Here is a 19,093-nt window from a genome sequence, read left to right as displayed (position 1 = left end):
GTCCTAGGGTGGTCGGCGTGGACATCAGGGGTTTCAGGAAGAGCTACGAACAGGGCGAGTTGGATGAGCGCGACGCGGCCGACGTCCCGCTCCAGCTCTTCGACCGTTGGTTCGGCGACGCCCGTCGTGTGAAGGGCCTCGAGCCCAACGCGATGACGCTCGCCACCGCGGACGGTGAGGGCCGCCCGTCGGCCCGCATCGTGTTGTTGAAGGAGTACGATGAGGCCGGGCTCGTCTGGTACACCAACTACACCTCCCGCAAGGGCCGCGAGCTGGACGCCAACCCCCGGGCCGCCCTGCTGTTCTTCTGGGCGCAGCTGGAGCGGCAGGTCCGGGTGGAGGGTGCCGTCGAGCGGGTGTCGGCCGCCGAGTCGGACGCCTACTACGCCGTCCGTCCCCTCGACTCCCGGCTGGGCGCGTGGGCGTCACCGCAGTCGGAGGTCATCGCCAACCGCGGCGTCCTGGTCGCCAACGCCGCTCAGGCCGCGGCCGAGCACGGGTTGAACCCACCGCGTCCGGACCACTGGGGCGGTTACCGCCTGGTGCCGGACGTGTGGGAGTTCTGGCAGGGGCGGAAGTCCCGCCTGCACGACCGTGTGCGGTACCGGCGCGAGGGTGGCTCGTGGGTGCGGGAGCGGCTCGCCCCCTGAGGTTGCCGCACCTGATTGGGAATCTGAGAATTTCTCAGTAAACTGGCGTCTTGTTCAACCAGTTCTCAGGTTCGGAGTCTTGATGTACCAACCCCGTCGCGCGTCGCTCCCCGTCTCCGTGGAGCGCCCAGCGGCGACCGCGTTCGAGGGTGGGCCTCGACGGGCCGCCCGGCGTCCCGGCAGCGCGCTGCTCTCGAAGGCCGTTCCCACCGTGGTCTCCCTCGGGGTCCTCGTCGGCGCCGGTGGTGTCGCCCTGACCGCCGACGCGGCCCAGGGCGAGGTTCCCGCCACCTCGGCGGTACCCGCCCCCGTCCGTGGCCAGGACTCGACGAGCCGCAGCGAGGATCGCGCGGCACTCGTCGCCACCACCGAGCTCGGCGAGGGGGCTGCTGGTGCCACCCCCCAGGCCTCCGACGCCACCCCCCAGGCCGCTGCGGACGCATTCGTCGTCGGCGCCTGGTCCGACTCCTTCGGGGCCCCGAGCGGCACCCGATTCACGCAGGAGGCCGTCGAGGTCCGCGCGACGGCCGCCGGTGACGCAGCCGTCCTGGCCACGCTGTCCAAGGGCACCGAGGTCAAGGTGAACGACAAGGTCGTGGACGGGTGGACGCAGGTCGCCTCGGGCACGAAGATCGGGTGGGTCCGCACGCAGCAACTCGGCGCGAAGGCCCCCGGCCCCGTGGTCGCGACCCCGGCCGCGCGCACCGAGCCGGCGGCCGCGTCGGGCGGCCGGCTGGCCCGCCCCGCGCAGGGCTCCCTCGGTTCGCCCTGGGGGATGCGGATGCACCCCATCCTGAAGTACAAGCGCATGCACGGCGGTGTCGACATCGGCGGGAGAACCGGCCAGCCCATCTACGCGGCCGAGGACGGCGTGGTCACCACGGCGGCCAGCGGCTACAACGGCGGATCGGGCAACAACATCCGGATCGACCACGGCCGGCTCGCGGGCAAGGCGGTCGAGACCGCTTACCTGCACCTGCACACCATCAGCGTGAGGGCCGGCCAGAAGGTCAAGCGCGGCCAGGTCATCGGCACGATGGGCAGCACCGGTCTCTCGACCGGCCCGCACCTGCACTTCTCGCTCTACCTGAACGGCGCCAACGCCGACCCGGCGCCCTGGCTGCGCTGATCCGCGCAGGCCGGGGACTCAGATCCCTGGCTCGTGCGGGAGGCGTCCGGCCTTGACGGCCTTCAGCAGCAGGGCGTGGTCCGCCTCGGTCTGGTCGGCATAGGCGCACGCCCAGCGCGTGAACGCCTCGACCGCGGCGTCCTTCTTGCCGAGGTAGCCGGAGATGATGGATGCCCCGGACGTCCGTGCGTGGCCCTTGGCCAGCAGGTGCCCGACGATGCCGGAGTAGTCGACCAGCGCGCTCGGCGACATGTCCTCGAGCGGGACGCCGCCCTTCATGTTGCGGTACTGGCGAACGTAGTACTGGTGCTCACCGACGGTCGTCCAGCCGAGCAGCGGGTCGGACACCGTCTGCAGCTGCTGCTGGTACTCCACGACGCGCTGCCCCTGGTGGGCGTGCCAGGCCGTCTCGCCGTGCACGTAGGGGGCCAGCACCGAGCGCTGGGCCTGCTTCAGCTGGAGGAACAACACGTCATCGGGGCGCGACCCGACCAACAGGGCCACCCATGCGCGCAGGCCGACCGACCCGACGCCGACGACCTTGTGGGCGATGTCGACCAGCGAGTAGCCCCCCACGATGCGGCGCCACTGCGGGGTGAGGGTGGGCAGGTACGCGTCCAGGGCCTCGGCGATCGCCTCCTGCTTCTCCCCGCTGGGGTGCGTCACCAGGGGCGGGTCGTCGACGATCCGGCTGGCACTCGTCGACCCCCCGGCCAACTTGGGCAGCTTGCGGTCGGACGTCCGTCGCCGCGCGGCCTTCGCCGCACGCTGGATCTCGTCGCGCAGCGTGGACTCGGTGGCCGTCTCGTGGAGGAGGTCCACGTCGAGGTGGTTGAACGCGCGCCACAGCAGCGGCTGCTTCGACAGGAACGAGACCTCGTCGCGGTAGGCCGCGACACAGGCGCGGACGGCGTCCGCGCACTCCTCCTCCGACGCCCCGTTCACGCGCCCCAGGACCCAGATGGACGCCGTGAGCCGCCGCAGGTCCCACTCCCAGGCGCCGGTGTGCGCCTCGTCGAAGTCGTTGAGGTCGATGACCTGGTTGCCCTCGGGGGAGCGGTAGAAGCCGATGTTGCCGATGTGCGCGTCCCCACAGGCGGTGGTGTGGACGCCGGTGGCCGGCAGGTGGGCGACGTCGTGGGCCATCAGGTTGGCGGTGCCGCGCAGGAATCCGAACGGGGAGGCCGCCATGCGAGCGGTGCGGACGCCCAACAGCCACTGCAGCCGGCCCGCGTGTGACTGCTCGATGATGGCCACGGGGTCGGGCCGGTCGTCGGTCGGGGTCCACGTGCCCAGTGCGGCGTGCGGGGTCTCGTCGCGGAGTGACTTGCCGTGGTCCACGCGTTCGGCCCGGTTGGTGGCCGGGATCCGGAAGGAGGTGAAAGCGTCCGCGAAGTGCGATTCCCGACCGGCCGATGTCATGGGATCATCTTCATCCCGGGGCCCTCGGCAGGACAACCGCCGTCCACCCGATGCCGCGATGGCGAGAAGTTCAGCGTCTGAAGGGCTGCACTATGCTGGTGCGCGTGAACACTGCAACGAACGCGAACGGCAAGCTCACCTTCCTCCGCGTCGCCGCCCTGCTGGCCGCGATCGGATCGATCCTCTCCCCCCTCCTGGCCACCGGGCCGCTGTCGGGCACCGGCCCCCTGAACGCCCTCCACGGGACGGTCGGCAACCTCAACTTCGTCCTGGCCCTGGCCGCCGGCGTCGCGGGCGTCCTGTGGGGCCGCGCCTCGGGCAACAAGGGCCTGATGATGCACGCCCTGTCGCTCCCGGTCCTGGCGATCATCCAGATCGCCCTCGGGGAGATGCACCTGACGATGCTCCACATCGTGCTCGGCTTCGCCTACCTGCTGGCCGCCGTCGCTCTCGTCACGATGGCTGTGCGCAAGCCCGGTGCCACTGCCTGACATACTGGGGCGCATCACGTCGTCGTCGCCTGCTGAGGAGAACCAGATGCCACGTTCAGGCCTCGCCCTGACCATCGGCTTCGCCGCTGAGGCGGTCCGGGAGTCGGCGCCCCTCGTGCACTGCGTGGCGCCGCGGGCGGCCACCTCCTTCGTGGCCGAGGTGCTCCACGGTGCCGGTGCCCGTTCGGTCGTCACGGGAACCTCCCCGGACGCGCTGGCCGCCGGCCTCTCGGCTGACGCGGTCATGCTGGACCTCGGCACGCTGGTGTCGGAGTGGTCGGACGCCGTGAACCCGACGGTCGCCCAGCTGCGCGCCAGCGGCATTCCCTGGGTGCTGGACGCCACCCCGCTGGGTCGCGAATCCCTGCGGGCGGATCGCGTCCGCGGGCTGCTGGGCCACCGCCCCACCGTCATCCGCGCCTCCGAGTCCGTGGTGGACGGCGTCCGCCTCGAGGCGGCCGACGGCGCGCTCGCCCTCGGGGACGCGGAGATCCTGGTGCACCACGCCGGGAACGACGTGGCGGTCCTCGCGGGATCCGCGATGCTGGGTCAGGTCCCGGGCGTCCGCGCCGCGGTGTCGGCCCTCATCGCGGCCTGCGCCACCGTGACCGGCCCGGTGGAGTCCGCCCTCGCCGGCGCGGCCTGGCTCGCCCTCGCCGCCGACCGTGCCGAGCCGAACAGCAACGGTCCCGCCTCCTTCCGCATCGCGCTGGTCGACGCGCTGTGGACCGTCCGTGGTGACGAGATCGCGGAGTACCTGCAGATCTGAGGGCCGCCCCCCACACGCGGTCACCCACCCGATGGTGGACCCGGACCTTCGGTGATCTGGCACGCTAGGGGCGTGTCTGGATTCAACCTCTCCCGCGATCACTCCGGCGAAGCCTGGTTCCGTCTGGGCCGCCTCGAGGTGACCTCCACGGTCCTGCTCGTGGTGGGAGGGGCGGTCGGGGCGGTGTTGTCGGCGTTCATGCCGATCCTGCTCGACGCGGGGGCGTTCATCCCGGCCAAGGTGCTCGGCGGCCAGGTCTGGCGCATGGTGACGTGGCCGTTCGTGGACGGCATCTCCCTGTGGAGCGTCATCACGCTCGCCCTGTTGTGGTACTTCGGGCGGGATCTGGAGCGCCAGATCGGGCGGTCCTCCATGGCGTCGCTGTACGTCGGCTTGTGGGCGACCCTGACGGTGGTCAACTTCGTCGTCGGGGCTGCCCTCGGCGGCGGGATGATGTTCGGGCTCGGGGCGATCCAGTTCATCATCCTGCTGCTGTGGATCGCCGAGAACCCACGGCGTCCGTTCTTCTTCGGCATCCCGGCCTGGGTGGTGGGCGCGGTCCTGGTGGCCATCGAGGTTCTGGGGTACATCGCCCTCCGCAACATCGCCGGCCTGGTGAGCCTCGCCCTCACGGCGGTCGTCGCCGTGTTCCTCGGTCGGGCCTTCGGGCTCCTGGGCGACCTGACGTGGCTGCCCGGACGCCTGCGGCCCCGTGGCTCGGCCCCCGGCGGGCAGCAGCGGGAGCCGCGGCCGGCGCGGGCCGGGCGGCGTGCGACCACGCGGCACGCGTCCGACAGCGAACGCATGGACGTCCTGCTGGAGAAGATCTCCGCCCAGGGCATCCACAGCCTGACCAAGGCCGAGCGCAAGGAACTCGACGCTCTGCGCGAGCGGCGGCGCCGGGGACGCTGAGTCAGTCGAGCGCGCGGCGGGCGGCGCCCTTGTCGGCCGACAGGGCCAGGGAGGCGTAGATCTTCAGCGCGTTGGAGACCGTCCGTTCACGGCTGACGGGCTTCCAGCCCCGCTCTTCCTGCTCGGCGCGGCGCCGGGCGAGTTCCTCGTCGGAGAGTTCGACGTCGATGGTCCGCTCGGGGATGTTGATCGAGATGATGTCGCCGTCGCGGATCAGGCCGATCGGGCCGCCCGAGGCCGCCTCCGGAGAGATGTGGCCCAGGCTCAGGCCGGATGAGCCACCCGAAAAGCGACCGTCGGTGATCAGCGCGCACTTCGGGCCGAGGCCGACGCCCTTGAGGTAGGAGGTCGGGTAGAGCATCTCCTGCATGCCGGGGCCACCCTTGGGGCCCTCGTAGCGGACGACGACGCAGTCACCCGCGACGACCTTGCCGCCGAGGATCATCTCGACGGCCTCCTCCTGGCTCTCGGCGACCTTCGCCGGGCCCCGGAACACCCACTGGTGCTCGGGCACGCCGGCGGTCTTCACGATCGCGCCGTCCGGGGCGATGTTGCCCTTGAGGACGCCGAGGCCGCCGTCAGCGGTGTACGCGTGCTCCACGCTGCGGATGCAGCCCTTCTCGGCGTCCGTGTCGAGGTCGGCCCAGCGGTTGGTCGAGCTGAACGCCTCGGTCGTCCGGACGCCGCCGGGCGCGGCGTACCAGAGGTCGATCGACTCGGGGGTCGCCTTCCCGCCGCGGAGGTCCCAGTCGTCGAGCCACTGGGCGAGGCTGGGGGAGTGGACGGCGTGGACCGACTCGTCCAGCAGGCCGCCCCGGCGGAGCTCGCCGAGGATGGCGGGCATGCCTCCCGCACGGTGGACGTCCTCCATCCAGAACTCGGTGGAGTTCGGGGCCACCTTGGACAGGCAGGGCGTCACGCGGGACAGCGCGTCGATGTCGTCCTGGGTGAAGTCGACGCCGGCCTCCCGGGCCGCGGCGAGGATGTGCAGGACCGTGTTCGTGGAGCCGCCCATGGCGATGTCGAGGCGCATGGCGTTCGAGAACGCGGCCTTGGTCGCGATGCTCTTCGGCAGGACGGAGTCGTCGTCCTCGTGGTAGTGGCGCTTCGCCAGGTCGACCGCGAGGCGGCCGGCGCGCAGGAAGAGGTCGCGGCGGGCGGACGCCGTGGCCAGGGTCGAGCCGTTGCCGGGCAGGGAGAGGCCGAGGGCCTCGGTGAGGCAGTTCATCGAGTTGGCGGTGAACATGCCGGAGCACGAACCGCACGTCGGGCAGGCGTTGGCCTCGATCTGCTCGATCTGCTCGTCGGAGACGGTGGAGTCGACCGCCTTGATCATCGCGTCGATGAGGTCGAGGCGCTGGTCGCTGGTGCCCTCGTCCGGCGCACCGGAGACGACGCGCTCACCGAGGACGCGGCCGGCCTCCATGGGGCCGCCGCTGACGAACACGGTGGGGATGTTCAGGCGGAGCGCCGCGAGCAGGTGGCCCGGGGTGATCTTGTCGCAGTTGGAGATGCAGACGAGCGCATCGGCCTGGTGGGCGTTCACCATGTACTCGATCGAGTCGGCGATGACCTCACGGCTCGGGAGGCTGTAGAGCATGCCCGAGTGGCCCATGGCGATGCCGTCGTCCACGGCGATGGTGTTGAACTCCCGCCCGACGCCGCCGGCTTCCTTGACCGCGCCCGCGACGAGCTGGCCCATGTCCTTGAGGTGGACGTGGCCCGGCACGAACTGCGTGAAGCTGTTCGCGATCGCCACGATCGGCTTGCCGAAGTCGGAATCCGTCATACCGGTCGCGCGCCAGAGCGCACGGGCGCCTGCCATGTTGCGGCCGTGGGTGGTCGTGCGGGAGCGAAGGTGACCCATCGTTCGTCCTTCCTGCGGTGTCCTTTCAGGGTAGTCCGTGCCCCGCAGGCGGTGGCGAGCCTTCCGGAGGATGGCCTGAGGCGCTCCACCGACGTGCGTGTCCTGCCCACTGCCGCGGACGGCTCGCAGGGTTGGCCGCGTCCGTAGTCTGGGAGCATGATCTGGCCCGCACTGCTCGCCGTTCTCACCGTGGTTGCCCTCGTGGCGCGCATCGTCCTGGTCCGGCGTGAAGGGGACGCGCCGGGCAACGAGACGGTCGCGGTCGCGTTCGCTCCTCCGCGCGCGGTGACCCCCGGTCTGGCGGCGGCCCTGCGCCGCGAGGTGAAGGACTCCTCGATCGTCCCCGCCGAGATCCTCGACCTGGCGGTCCGTGGCGTCTGGCAGGTGGGAGTGGCCGGCGAGGGCAAGGCGAAGACCTGGTTCGTCCAGCGCAACCGGCTCGAGGAGCCCGACCTGCCCGAGGTGCCGCTGGCGGTCCATCGCGCGGTCTTCCCGCCGGGATCGGCGCTGACCCGGGTCGAACTCGGCCCCGACCGTGAGCGCACCCTCGCATTCCAGGCCGCCACGGCCGAGGCCCACGGCGCCGTCGCGCGTCGCGGCTGGGTGGAGCACGGGTCGTCCACCCGGTTGCTCGCTGCGGGCTGGGGCGGCCTCGGCCTGGCGGCCGTCGGCTTCATGACCCTCATCAACGGCACGGTCGCGGGCGCCCTGCCGCTGCTGGCCATCACCATCATCGGCGGCGTGACCACGCAGTTCATCAAGCCGAAGCCCTGGCGCCTCACCTCCGAGGGGCGGCGCATCAACGACGAACTCGACGGCCTCAAGCTCTACATGACCATGGCCGAGAGCGACCGCCTCAAGGTCCTCCAGGCCCCCGACACGGCCGAGCGCGTCCCGGCCCTCGCCGGGACCGATGGCCAGGACAAGGGTGAGATCGCGAAGCTGCACGAGCGGCTGCTCCCGTACGCGGTGGTCTTCGGCATCCTGCCGCAGTGGTCCGAGGTCGTGAAGCACGCGTACGAGGACGCGGAGTACGCCCCCGACTGGTTCCTGTGGGCGGGCTACGACATGGTCTCGATGATGCTGTGGACCAACTTCCTCATGGGCGGCGGCCTGGACGCCCTCGGCGGGCTCGGCGACTTCGGCACCGACGTCGGGGACGCCACCGGCCTCTCCGAGCTGGACGGGGGCGACCTGGGTGGCCTCGGGGACGGCGGTGACCCGGCCGGCGACATGGGCGGTGGCGACGTCGGTGGCGACGGTGGCGGATTCTTCGGCGGGGGCGGAGACGGCGGAGGGTTCTTCGACGGCTTCGACTTCTGACGGCAACAACGAACCGGTTTGTGATTTCACGCGCGCGCCCGGCCTCCGCTGGTTAGCGTGAGGTGACATGACCTCGTCCGGGGGCACACCCCGGCAAGCGCGAAGGAGCAGACCGTGGCTGAGTTCGTGGACCTCAAGGCCAAGCCCTACCACCTCTCGGATGCCGACATCCAGTGGGTCGAGGACACCATCGCCGGCATGACGATCGAAGAGAAGATCGGCCAACTGTTCATCAGCCACAACCGCGACCTCGACGTCGACGAGGCGCAGGAGAAGATCGACAAGTACCACTACGGCGGCCAGCGGTACAAGGACTCGGGCTCGGCCGCCAGGGACGTCTTCCGCTTCACCCAGGGCCTCCGCGAGGTCGCCAAGATCCCCATGCTCGTCGCGGCGAACTGTGACAACGGTGGCGACGGTGCGTGCGAGGAGGGCACCTACATCGCCTCGGGTGCCGCGTGCGAGGCGTCCGGTGACGAGCAGGTCGCCTACAACGCGGGCTTCGTCTCGGGCCAGACCTGCCGAGCGCTCGGCGTGAACTGGAACTTCGACCCGTGCGTCGACATCCTCTACAACTGGCGCAACACCATCGTGAACACCCGTGCCTACGGCACCGACGCCGACACCGTGCTCAAGTACACGCGCGCCTATCTCAAGGGCATCACCGACAACGGCCTCGCCACCTGTGTGAAGCACTTCCCCGGTGACGGCACCGAGGAGCGCGACCAGCACCTGCTCCTCGGCGTCAACGAGCTCACGGTGGAGGAGTGGGACGCGTCGTTCCGCAAGGTCTACCAGACCCTCATCGACGACGGCCTCCACTCGATCATGGTCGGCCACATCGCGCTGCCGCACTACTCCAAGAAGCTGCGTCCGGCGTTCACCGACGACGACATCATGCCGGCGACCCTGGCCCCCGAGCTCCTGACCGACCTCCTCAAGAAGGACATGGGCTGGAACGGCCTCACGATCACGGACGCCTCGCACATGATAGGCTTCGCCGCCGCCATGAAGCGCTCCGACGCCGTCCCCGGCTGCATCGCCGCCGGTTGCGACATGCTCCTCTTCTTCCGCGACGAGGACGAGGACTACGAGTCGATGATGGAGGGCTACCGGAACGGCGTCATCACCGAGGAGCGCTTGATGGACGCGCTGCGCCGCATCCTGGGCGTCAAGGCGGCCATCGGACTCCACAAGGGGGAGCACCGGCCGACCGAGGAGGGCCTCGCGGTCATCAACGGTGAGGAGCACCAGCGCATGGCCGCGGACGCCGCGGACAAGGCGATCACCTTGGTGAAGAACACGAAGAACGAGCTCCCGATCCGTCCGGAGACCCACCCGCGGATCGAGCTGCGCGTCCTGTCGTCCAACGAGCCCGGCGCCATCTACGCCAGCGGCGGCACCGCGGACCTCATCAAGGAGGAGCTGGAGGCCGTCGGCTTCCAGGTCACCATGGGCAGGGGTGACGAGCGCATCAGCGGCAAGGTGGCCGACTACAACGCCAACTTCGACGCGACGCTCACCTGGTGCGACCAGCGCGGCTACGCGTCGGAGAACGCCTATCGCATCCGCTGGGCCAACCCGATGTCGGCCGACATCCCCTGGCAGGTCTACGAGAAGCCGGTGGTCTTCATCGGCCTGAACTGGACGACGCACCTCTACGACGTCCCGATGGTGAAGACCTTCATCAACGCGTACAAGCCCACGCGCGAGGTCATCCGCCAGACGATCCAGAAGATCATGGGCAACTCCGAGTTCAAGGGAACGCCCAACGAGCTCGTCTGGTGCGGCGGCCTCTGGGAGGCCAAGCGCTGACCCTGGTCCGGAGCACCTGTCCCGGGGCGGCGCACGGGACGGCCCGACCGCGGCGGGACAGGTGCAAGGATGGCGGCGTGACCGAGATGCAGACACTGGCCGCGACGCTGGCCGGCCCGGACCGCCCCGGCATCACCCACGCGCTCATGAACGCCGTCGCCGGGCTCGGCACCGAGGTGCTCGACCTCGAACAGGTGGTGGTCCGCGGCCAGGCGACGATCGCGTTGCTGCTGGGTTCCCTGCCCGACGACCTCGCCCGCCTCGAAGACCGCCTCGCCGGCACAGCCGCCCGGCTCGGCTACCGGCTCACCATCGAGGAGGGCCTGGGTGACAACCCGCCGCGCCCCAAGCGTGTGGTCGTCACCATCCTCGGACGCCCCCTGCGCGCCACCCACCTCGCGGCCGTCGGCCAGGTCATCAGCGAGCACGGCGGCAACATCGACCGGGTGCGCCGCCTGTCCCGCACCCCGATGACCACGCTGGAGTTCATGGTGTCCAACGCCGAGGTCGGGGCGCTGCGCCCCGCGCTCGCGGCGACGGCCGCCGAGACCGGCTTCGACGTGTCCGTCTCCCCGGCCGGCCTCGCGCGTCAGGGGCGTCGACTGGTGGTCATGGACGTCGACTCCACCCTCATCCGCGACGAGGTCATCGAACTGCTGGCCCGGCACGCCGGCCGCGAGGCCGAGGTCGCCGCCGTGACCGAGCGGGCCATGCGGGGGGAACTCGACTTCGCCCAGTCCCTGCACGAGCGGGTGGCCACGCTGGCGGGCCTGCCGGTCAGCGTCTTCGACGAGGTCTTGGACGCCGTGCGCCTCACTCCCGGCGCCCGCACGCTGGTCGCCACGCTGCAGGACCTGGGCTTCGCCGTCGGCCTGGTCTCGGGCGGGTTCATCGAGGTCGTCGGTCCGCTCGCCGCCTCGCTCGGCATCACGCACGTCCACGCCAACCGGCTCGAAGTGCGCCAGGGGGTCCTCACCGGTCGCGTGGACGGCCCCGTCGTCGACCGTGCCGCCAAGGCCGAGACCCTCCAGCGCTTCGCGGCGGAGGAGGGCCTGCCCCTGTCGCGGACCGTCGCGATCGGCGATGGTGCCAACGACCTCGACATGCTGGCCACCGCGGGCCTGGGTGTCGCGTTCAACGCGAAGCCGGCGGTCCGGGCGTCCGCCGACACGGCACTGAACCTCCCCTACCTGGACGCCGTCCTCTACCTGTTGGGCTTCAGCCGCGAGGAGGTCGAGGACGCGGCGTCCATGCGGGTACCCCGCGCCGACGTCACGGACTGACCGGTCCGCCGGCGGACGCCCGGAGGCGCCACCACGGGCCGATCGCCAGCAGCACCATGCAGCCGGTGATGAAGAACGCCCATCCGAAACCGAAGACGTCAGCGATGAGGCCGGCCAGCAGCGTGCCGGCGATCGAACCCAGGTCGGTGGACATCGAGAACGTCGAGAGCGCTTGGCCGCCGTTGCGGTCGGAGCCGATGATGTCGGCGAGCATGGCCTGCGAGGCGGGCTGGATCATCGAAGCGCCCACGCCCGTCAGCAGCGACAGGCCCAGGAACACCGGGAGCGACACGGCCCAGCCGAACACGAGCGTCGTGAGCCCGGTGACGAGCAGGCCCACCATCAGCACCGGTCGTCGGCCCAGCGCGTCCACCATGCGGCCGGTCAACTGCTGCGCGATCACGTTGCCGACCGCCATGAGCGTCAGCGCGATGCCGGCCATGGGTGCGCCGATCGTCGGCACGTGGGCGGCCATCAGCGGCACGAGCGCGATCCGGACGCCGAAGGTCGCCCAGCCGTTGGCGAAGCCGGAGACCAGGAGCGCCCGGTAGTCAGGCAGCGCCATGGCCTCGCTGAGCACCATGCGGGGCCGGACGTCCTGGACGGCCGGGTCCTTGGGCGGCTCGCGCAGGAACACCAGGACCACCAGCAGCGCCACCACGACGGTGCCGCCGTAGATCGCGAACGCCACCCGGTAGCCGAGCACCGCCAGGAAGGTGCCCAGGATCGGGCCGATGATGTTGCCGAGCAGGAACGCCGACCCGTAGAGCGCGGACGTCCGCCCCCGCGCGGTCGGGGGTGCCAGCCGGACGATCAGGCCCATGGAGGACACGGTGAAGGTCACCGAGCCGAGGCCGCCGAGGCCGCGCCACAGCAGGAGGTCCCAGTAGCCCACGGCGACCGCGCACAGGAAGGAGCTGGCGGCGACGACGGCGAGGCCGGCGATGTACATCCACCGCTCGCCTAACCTGCTGATGAGCGAGCCAGCCGCGGGGGCGAAGACCATCCGGGCCAGCGCGAACACCGTCACGATGGCGGACGCCGCAGCCACACCCACGTCGAAGCTGGCGGCGTACTGGGGGAGGATCGGTGCGATGATGCCGAAACCCAGCGCGATCACGAACGCGGCGGTGACCAGCACCCAGATCTCACGGGGCACAGGAACCCGGGTCGCGGGCGCGGCCGTACCCGTCACGCGGCCTCCGCGATCGACGCCGCGGTGCGGACGCGCGGGCGTAGCCGTCCGGTGTGGCGCAGCAGCCACAACGCGGCGTTGAGAAGGCAGATCAGCCCGATCGCGGAGGCGCAGATGAAGATCGAGAGGTCTCCGGCCATCTGGGCCCACGTCCACCACATCACCTGGACGACCAGGGCGCCGAAGACGAAGACGGGGGAGACGCCGCTGATGTCGGGCGAGGTGAGCAGGTCGCGGGTCTGGTCCCCGAAGCCGATGGCCAGCGGGACGACGGCGAACACGCCGAAGCCACCCGCGGGCGCCAGCAGGGCCACCAGGACACCGACGAGCCCCACGGCCAGGGGGAGGGCCCAGGTGCCGAGCAGGGGGAGCCGCCGATCACGCTGGACCAGCAGCAGGACCAGCGCGGCGAGCAGGCCGCTCAGGGCGTTCGGGACCGTCACGTTCAGGTGCCCCGAGATGAGGCCGTGGGCCGTCCAGCCGATGCCGTTGGCGACGTTCAGCTGCCACAGCAGGGGGCTCACTCCGGCGCTCGTGCGTGTCGCCAGCAGGTGCACCACCTGGGGCACGGACAGCGCCGACCCCACGACGGCGCAGGCCCACCCCCACAGCACGACGTAATCCACCCCAGCAGGCTACGCCCCGGGGTCGTCCCACGTCGCATCGGTGCCCCTGTTGCCCCATGGGTGGGCCGGGGTAGCGTGACGGGCATGGTCACTCTCGTGCTCACCCTGATCGGCGACGACCGGTCCGGCATCGTCAACGCGCTCGCCGAGGTCGTGGCCTCCCACGACGGGAACTGGGAGCGCAGCCAATTGGCCGAGCTCGCCGGTGCCTTCGCCGGCATCGTCGTGGTCACGCTCCCCAGCGACAGGACCGAGTCCTTCCGCTCGGCGGTGACCGCGCTCGAGGGCCTCACGGTCGTCGTTCACGACGCGGACGCCGCCGCCGCCGATGAGCCGGCCGCCCGGATCACGGTCGAGTTGCTCGGCAACGACCGACCCGGTCTGGTCAAGGAGCTGTCGGGGGTCTTCACCGCGCACGGCCTCTCCATCCAGGAGGTCGAGACGGGCGCCTACGACGCGCCCATGGCCGGCGGACGCCTCTTCGAGGCACTGTTGGTCGTCCCCATCACCGAGAACACCGACACGGACGCCCTGCGCGCCGACCTCGAGCGGCTCGCCATGGAGCTGATGGTGGACATCACCGTGGAGGACGTCGAGGAATGACCCACGTGCGGGTCCTGCAGCCGTCCAGCACGACCGTGGGCGGTGAGCCGATCCTGCGGCTGGTGCCCACCGAGGGCGTCCGTTCCGTCGGGCCGTGGACGTACGTCGACTGGTTCGGCCCGGGCATCCTGCGCCACCCGTCCCGTCGGCAGGCCGACACGCAGTCGCTGACCTGGCTGTTCGCCGGTCGCCTGCAGCACACCGATTCCACCGGGCTGGACGTGGAGTACGGGCCCGGCCAGGCCGTCGTCGTGACTGCGGGCACGGGCATCGACGTGGCCGGGGGAGCCGTGGCCGACGAGCCCGTCACCGGCATCGCCCTGCGCCTGGCCGCGCCCGGGGCGTCCGAGGCGGAGCCGTCGGTGGAGGAGTTCTGGCCCGAGCCGGTGCGCGTGGGCGACCACGAGGTCGCGATCATCATCGGTGAGTTCGGCTTCGAGGATTCACCGGTCCTCACCCACGCGCCGGCGTTGGCCTGCGAGGTGCGCTTCGCCTCCGACGACCCGCTCCGCGTGCCGGCCGAGGAGGGGTGGGAGTACGTCGTGATCGCCGAGGGCGCTGCCCTGCGCGTCGGCGACGTCGAGATCCCGGCGGGGCACGCCGCGATCGTCAGCGGCGGCGACTTCGGTGTCGCCACCACGGCGTCCGCCGCCCACGTGGTTCGTGCGGTGATCCTGGGCGGTGCCCCGATCGCCTGAGGTTGCCGTCGCCGACACCCGTGTTCGAGGGATGGGACGGTTAGGCTGGGAGCATGGCCAAGCTGGAACGCCCGCTCGAGGGCAGCACCATGACGGAAGTGTCCCGTCGCGGAGATCAGGTGCTGCGCGAGGCAGGCCCGTGGACGCCGACGATCCAGCGGCTGCTCACCCATCTGCGCGAGCAGGGACTCGACTGGGTGCCCGAGCCGCAGGGCTGGACGAACGACGGCCGCGAGGCGCTCAGCTACCTGAAGGGCAAGGTCCCCACCTACCCGTTGCCCGAGTGGGTGTACTCCGACGCCACCCTCAAGCGCGCCGCGAAGTGGCTGCGCAGGCTGCACGATGCGACCGAGGGTTACGAGGACGCCGACGCGCATTGGCGGACCGCCCCCCACAAGCCCGCCGAGGTCATCTGCCACAACGACTTCGCCCCGTACAACATGGTGTTCCGCGACCAGGAGCTCGTCGGCGTCATCGACTGGGACTTCGCCACCCCCGGCCCTCGTCTGTGGGACCTGGCCTACCTCTGCTACCGCACGGTTCCCCTGATGCGTCCCGCCAACCCGGATGCCCCGGACCTGCCCATCGACCTCGCCGCGCGCGTCCAGCTGGCGCTGGCGGCCTACGGGACGGACGTCACGGTCCCCGAACTGCTGGCGGTCATCGTCGAACGGCTGGAGGACCTCGCGGCCTTCACGCACTCCCACGGCCTGGCCCGCAAGAGCGACAAGCTGCTGCTGGATGCCGAGAACTACTCCGCGGACGCCGCCTACCTGCGCAACCTGCTGCACTGACGCCGGCCGCGAGGGTCCGCCGGGAGCGGCCCCACCTACGATGGGTGCCATGCATGAGGGGCAACTGGTCGGTGGACGCTACCGCCTCATGGCCCCGCTCGGACGTGGCGCGATGGGGCAGGTGTTCCGCGCCCAGGACGAGAGGCTGCGTCGCGAGGTCGCGATCAAGGTCGTCGACCTCACCCAGGCCGCGGATCCCTCGGTCGCCGACCGCTTCCGCCGCGAGGCCGTCGCCACGGCGCAGCTGAACCACCCCAACATCGTCACGATCTTCGACGCCGGACTGGACGGGCACACGGCCTGGCTCGTCATGGAACTCCTCCGCGGCCAGGACCTGGCGACGATGATCCGTCGGCATGGGGCCGCCCCCGAGGTGGACGCGGTGGCGATCGCGCGCAAGGTGGCCGACGCCCTGGTCGCGACGCATGCCATCGGGGTCGTCCACCGGGACATCAAGCCGGCCAACATCATGGTCGACGGTGACGCGGTCACGTTGCTCGACTTCGGCATCGCGTTGGTGCAGCTGGACGCCGAGGCCCACCTCACCGCTGCGGCCACCACGCTGGGCACCGCCGCCTACATGTCACCGGAGCAGGCCCAAGGGCTGCGGGCGACCGCGCCGTCCGACGTGTACGCGCTGGGCGGCGTGCTGGTCGCGCTGCTGACGGGGCAGCCGCCGTACCCCGGCGACCATCCCATCCAGGTGGCGCAGCGGCACGTCAACGAGCCGCCGGTGTCGGTGCGTTCCCGGCGTCCGGACCTCTCTCCGGCGCTGGACGCCCTCGTCACCCGCATGCTGGCCAAGGACCCGCTGGCGCGGCCCACCGCGTCCGGCGTCGCGCGGGCGCTGGCCGAGCTCGCGGCCGAACCGGGCGCGGCGCCGACGGCCGTCCTGCCCGCGGCGGCGGTCGGAGCGCCGGTGGCCACCGCGGTCCTTCCGGCGGCCACGGCCGTGCTGCCGGCTGCCGACGGCGGCGGGTCGCAGGACCCCGCCCACCACAGGTTCAGGAAGGCGGCGCTGGGGCTGGGGGTGCTCATCGCGGCGATCCTGGTCTTCATGGTGGCGTCGGCCCTCGGGACGCAGCTCCTGCGGGGTCTCCAAGGAACCCCCGCACCGTCCGCCACCCCCGTCGCCGGCCAGCCCGCGACCTCCCCGAACCCCACGGCCGCACCGCGGACCACGGCTCCCCGCACGACCACCCCGACGAAGCGCCCCACCCTGCCGTCGGGGGAGGAGATCGCCCTCCAGGCGGCCCTCAAGGGGATGGACTCCGCGATCGCGGCGCTGCCGAGCGACGCCAAGTCGACGAAGGCCCTCACGAGGGCCTGGGCCGAGGCCAGGAAGGACATCCAGAAGGGTTCCGACGCCGGGGACGCGGTCGACACCATGAGGAGGGAGATCGCCAAGCAGCGCGAGAAGGGCGACCTCAACCGGTTCCAGGCGGCCGCGCTGGAGCTCGCGCTGTCGGCGGTGCACGCCGCGTTGTGAGATGCGACCCCGACTACCTTGGTCCCCATGACTTCTGCGAACCCGCTGCTCGAACGCTCGCACCTGCCCTACCAGCTGCCTGACTTCGCGGCGCTGGGGCCCCAGGACTACCGCGAGGCCTTCGAGGCCGGAACCGCCCAGCAGCTCGAGGCGCTGGACGCCCTGGCCCGCACCACCGAGCCCGCCACCGTCGAGAACGTCCTCCACGCGTGGGACACCTCCGGCGACCTGCTGGCCCGCCTCCAGATGGTGTTCCACGCCGTCCGCGCGGCCGACACCACCCCTGAACTGGATGCACTCCAGGCCGAGTTCGCGCCCCGGCTCGCCCAGCACGGGGACGCCATCTGGCTCGACCGGCGCCTGTTCGACCGGTTCACCGAGCTGGCCGTCCGCGCCGGGGCCGGCGAGGTCACCCTCGACGCCGAGGACGCCTGGCTGCTCGAGGAGACCATCCGCCAGTTCACCCGCGCCGGCGTCGCCCTCGACGAGGCCGACCAGGCGCGGTTACGCGTTCTGAACACCAGGCTCGCCGAGCTCGGCGCCGCGTTCCAGAGGGCCAACCGCGAGGCCCGCGTCGCCGGCAAGGTCGTCGTCACCGACCGCGCCCAGCTGGACGGCCTCACCGACGCCGAGGTGGACGCGCTGGCCACCGGCGAGGGCGAATGGACGATCGAACTGGTGAACACCACCCGGCAGCCGGTCCTGGCCAAGCTCCACGACCGGGACCTGCGTCGCCGGGTGTACGAGGCGTCCATCGCCCGGGGTCTGGGCGGTGAGCACGACACCCGGCAGATCATCGTCGACATCGCACGCACGCGCGCCGAACGGGCCGAGCTGCTCGGCCACGAGCACCACGCGGCGCTGGTCGCCGAGTCGGGCTGCGCCAAGACGACGGACGCCGTCAACACGCTCATGGGTCCGCTCGGACGGGCTGCGCTCAAGCAGGCCGAGGCGGACGCCGTGGGCTTCGCCGAGCGGTTCGAGCAGCTCGGGCAGGGCGACGACTTCGCCGCGTGGGACTGGGAGTACGTGGCCGAGATCGTCCGGGCCGAGACGTTCGCCTTCTCCGACGCCGACGTCGAGGCGTACCTCGCTGTCGCCCAGGTGCTGGACGCCACCTACGCCGCCGCGCACGACCTCTACGGCATCACCTTCACCCCGCGCGAGGACCTCGTGGGCCACACCCCCGAGGCCGAGGTCTACGAGGTGCACAACGCGGACGGGTCGCCCCTGGGCCTGTTCCTGATGGACTTCTGGGCCCGCCCCACCAAGGAGGGTGGCGCGTGGATGACCTCGGTCGTCCGGCAGAACCACCTCACCAGGCAGTTGCCCGTCGTGACGAACAACTGCAACTACACCAAGGGCTCCTCGGCGATCTCCTGGGACGGCGTCATCACGATGTTCCACGAGTTCGGGCACGCCCTGCACGGGCTGTTCGCCGACTCGAAGTACCCCTCGAGGTCCGGCACGGCGACCCCGCGGGACTTCGTGGAGTTCCCGTCCCAGGTCAACGAGCACTGGGCGTGGGAGCCCGGCCGCGTCCTGCCGGCCGAACTCCTGGACAAGTTGAAGGCGTCCCAGACGTTCAACCAGGGCTTCGGGACGCTGGAGATCATGGCGGCCACCCTGCTCGACCAGGCCTGGCACCAGACCCCGCTGGAGGCGCTGCCGGTGTCGGGTGAGGAGGTCGAGGAGTTCGAGCGACGGGCGCTGGAGAAGTGGGGGGTGGCGTCCGACCTCGTGCCGCCGCGCTACCGCTCGACCTACTTCAGCCACATCTTCGGCGGCGGTTACGCCGCCGGATACTACGGCTACACGTGGGCCGAGGTGATGGACGCCGACGCCGTGGCCTGGTTCTCGGAGAACGGCGGTGGTACGCGCGAGAACGGCGACCACTTCCGCCGGACGCTGCTCGCGCCGGGTGGTTCGGTGGACCCGCTGGAGAGCTACCGCACCTTCCGCGGGCGCGACCCGCACGTGGAGCCGCTGCTGGAGCGCCTCGGCCTGGAGCTCTGACCGGGCCCTCG

17 protein-coding genes are annotated in these 19,093 nt (G+C 71.2%); 13 read left to right on the top strand and 4 right to left on the bottom strand.

Translation table 11 applies throughout. From position 1 onward, the window contains the following. Window positions 1–17 precede the first annotated feature (17 nt). A complete protein-coding gene (pdxH, locus tag AC5YDA_RS08840) occupies window positions 18–650 on the top strand; it encodes a pyridoxamine 5'-phosphate oxidase (RefSeq protein ID WP_496189027.1) in 633 nt (210 codons plus the stop codon). Window positions 651–732: 82 nt separating this feature from the next. Further along, on the top strand, window positions 733–1,779 hold the full coding sequence (locus AC5YDA_RS08835; RefSeq protein WP_496189026.1) for a peptidoglycan DD-metalloendopeptidase family protein: 1,047 nt from the start codon (window positions 733–735) through the stop codon (window positions 1,777–1,779). Window positions 1,780–1,797: 18 nt separating this feature from the next. On the opposite strand, the gene AC5YDA_RS08830 is transcribed toward AC5YDA_RS08835, so the two are convergent. Beyond that, window positions 1,798–3,201: a DUF2252 domain-containing protein gene (locus AC5YDA_RS08830; RefSeq protein ID WP_496189025.1), complete on the bottom strand. Its 1,404-nt coding sequence runs from the start codon at window positions 3,199–3,201 to the stop codon at window positions 1,798–1,800. 104 nt (window positions 3,202–3,305) lie between these two features. On the opposite strand from AC5YDA_RS08830, the gene AC5YDA_RS08825 reads away from it, so the two are divergent. From AC5YDA_RS08825 to AC5YDA_RS08815, 3 genes are all read left to right on the top strand, one after another. Further along, window positions 3,306–3,692, top strand: coding sequence for a hypothetical protein (locus AC5YDA_RS08825; protein ID WP_496189024.1), 387 nt, complete (start codon window positions 3,306–3,308; stop codon window positions 3,690–3,692). 46 nt (window positions 3,693–3,738) lie between these two features. Next, a complete protein-coding gene (locus AC5YDA_RS08820) occupies window positions 3,739–4,461 on the top strand; it encodes a hydroxyethylthiazole kinase (RefSeq protein WP_496192926.1) in 723 nt (240 codons plus the stop codon). A gap of 72 nt (window positions 4,462–4,533) precedes the next feature. Next, window positions 4,534–5,373 (top strand): rhomboid family intramembrane serine protease, encoded by an 840-nt coding sequence (locus AC5YDA_RS08815; RefSeq protein ID WP_496189022.1) that lies wholly within the window; start codon window positions 4,534–4,536, stop codon window positions 5,371–5,373. 1 nt (window position 5,374) lies between these two features. On the opposite strand, the gene ilvD is transcribed toward AC5YDA_RS08815, so the two are convergent. Next, window positions 5,375–7,240, bottom strand: coding sequence for a dihydroxy-acid dehydratase (ilvD, locus tag AC5YDA_RS08810; RefSeq protein WP_496189021.1), 1,866 nt, complete (start codon window positions 7,238–7,240; stop codon window positions 5,375–5,377). A gap of 156 nt (window positions 7,241–7,396) precedes the next feature. Here ilvD and AC5YDA_RS08805 point away from each other — a divergent pair, with 156 nt between their 5' ends. The 3 genes from AC5YDA_RS08805 to serB all read left to right on the top strand — a co-directional run bounded on the left by AC5YDA_RS08805 (window position 7,397) and on the right by serB (window position 11,661). Next, complete coding sequence (locus AC5YDA_RS08805; protein ID WP_496189020.1) at window positions 7,397–8,563, top strand: DUF2207 family protein; 1,167 nt, start codon at window positions 7,397–7,399, stop codon at window positions 8,561–8,563. Window positions 8,564–8,677: 114 nt separating this feature from the next. After that, window positions 8,678–10,378 (top strand): glycoside hydrolase family 3 protein, encoded by a 1,701-nt coding sequence (locus AC5YDA_RS08800; RefSeq protein WP_496189019.1) that lies wholly within the window; start codon window positions 8,678–8,680, stop codon window positions 10,376–10,378. A gap of 86 nt (window positions 10,379–10,464) precedes the next feature. After that, a complete protein-coding gene (serB, locus tag AC5YDA_RS08795) occupies window positions 10,465–11,661 on the top strand; it encodes a phosphoserine phosphatase SerB (RefSeq protein ID WP_496189086.1) in 1,197 nt (398 codons plus the stop codon). On the opposite strand, the gene AC5YDA_RS08790 is transcribed toward serB, so the two are convergent. Both AC5YDA_RS08790 and AC5YDA_RS08785 read right to left on the bottom strand, forming a co-directional pair. Continuing rightward, complete coding sequence (locus AC5YDA_RS08790) at window positions 11,651–12,856, bottom strand: MFS transporter (RefSeq protein ID WP_496189018.1); 1,206 nt, start codon at window positions 12,854–12,856, stop codon at window positions 11,651–11,653. The two genes, serB and AC5YDA_RS08790, sit on opposite strands and share 11 nt — an antisense overlap. Beyond that, on the bottom strand, window positions 12,853–13,482 hold the full coding sequence (locus AC5YDA_RS08785; protein WP_496189017.1) for a hypothetical protein: 630 nt from the start codon (window positions 13,480–13,482) through the stop codon (window positions 12,853–12,855). The genes AC5YDA_RS08790 and AC5YDA_RS08785 overlap by 4 nt, the downstream gene beginning before the upstream one ends. An 84-nt stretch (window positions 13,483–13,566) precedes the next feature. Between AC5YDA_RS08785 and AC5YDA_RS08780 the strand changes: the two genes are divergently transcribed. Genes AC5YDA_RS08780 through AC5YDA_RS08760 form a run of 5 tightly spaced genes read left to right on the top strand, consistent with a single transcriptional unit; the run spans window position 13,567 to window position 19,082 of the window. Beyond that, the gene (locus AC5YDA_RS08780; protein ID WP_496189016.1) at window positions 13,567–14,085 is read left to right on the top strand and encodes a glycine cleavage system transcriptional repressor; all 519 of its coding nucleotides are present in this window, start codon (window positions 13,567–13,569) and stop codon (window positions 14,083–14,085) included. After that, window positions 14,082–14,783 (top strand): pirin family protein, encoded by a 702-nt coding sequence (locus tag AC5YDA_RS08775; protein WP_496189015.1) that lies wholly within the window; start codon window positions 14,082–14,084, stop codon window positions 14,781–14,783. The genes AC5YDA_RS08780 and AC5YDA_RS08775 overlap by 4 nt, the downstream gene beginning before the upstream one ends. A gap of 53 nt (window positions 14,784–14,836) precedes the next feature. Beyond that, entirely contained in the window at window positions 14,837–15,577 is a 741-nt protein-coding gene (locus AC5YDA_RS08770; RefSeq protein ID WP_496189014.1) for a phosphotransferase, read from the top strand. Between the two features lie 49 nt (window positions 15,578–15,626). Further along, a complete protein-coding gene (locus tag AC5YDA_RS08765; protein WP_496189013.1) occupies window positions 15,627–17,066 on the top strand; it encodes a serine/threonine-protein kinase in 1,440 nt (479 codons plus the stop codon). Window positions 17,067–17,093: 27 nt separating this feature from the next. Next, window positions 17,094–19,082 carry a M3 family metallopeptidase gene (locus tag AC5YDA_RS08760; RefSeq protein WP_496189012.1) on the top strand — a complete coding sequence of 663 codons (1,989 nt, stop codon included), beginning with the start codon at window positions 17,094–17,096 and terminating at the stop codon, window positions 19,080–19,082. The last annotated feature ends 11 nt before the right edge of the window (window positions 19,083–19,093 follow it).

The sequence above is a fragment of the Propioniciclava sp. LT294 genome, assembly GCF_059516005.1.
The sequence above is the reverse complement of the archived record's forward strand: the minus strand, read 5'-3'. Positions and strand labels throughout refer to the sequence as shown.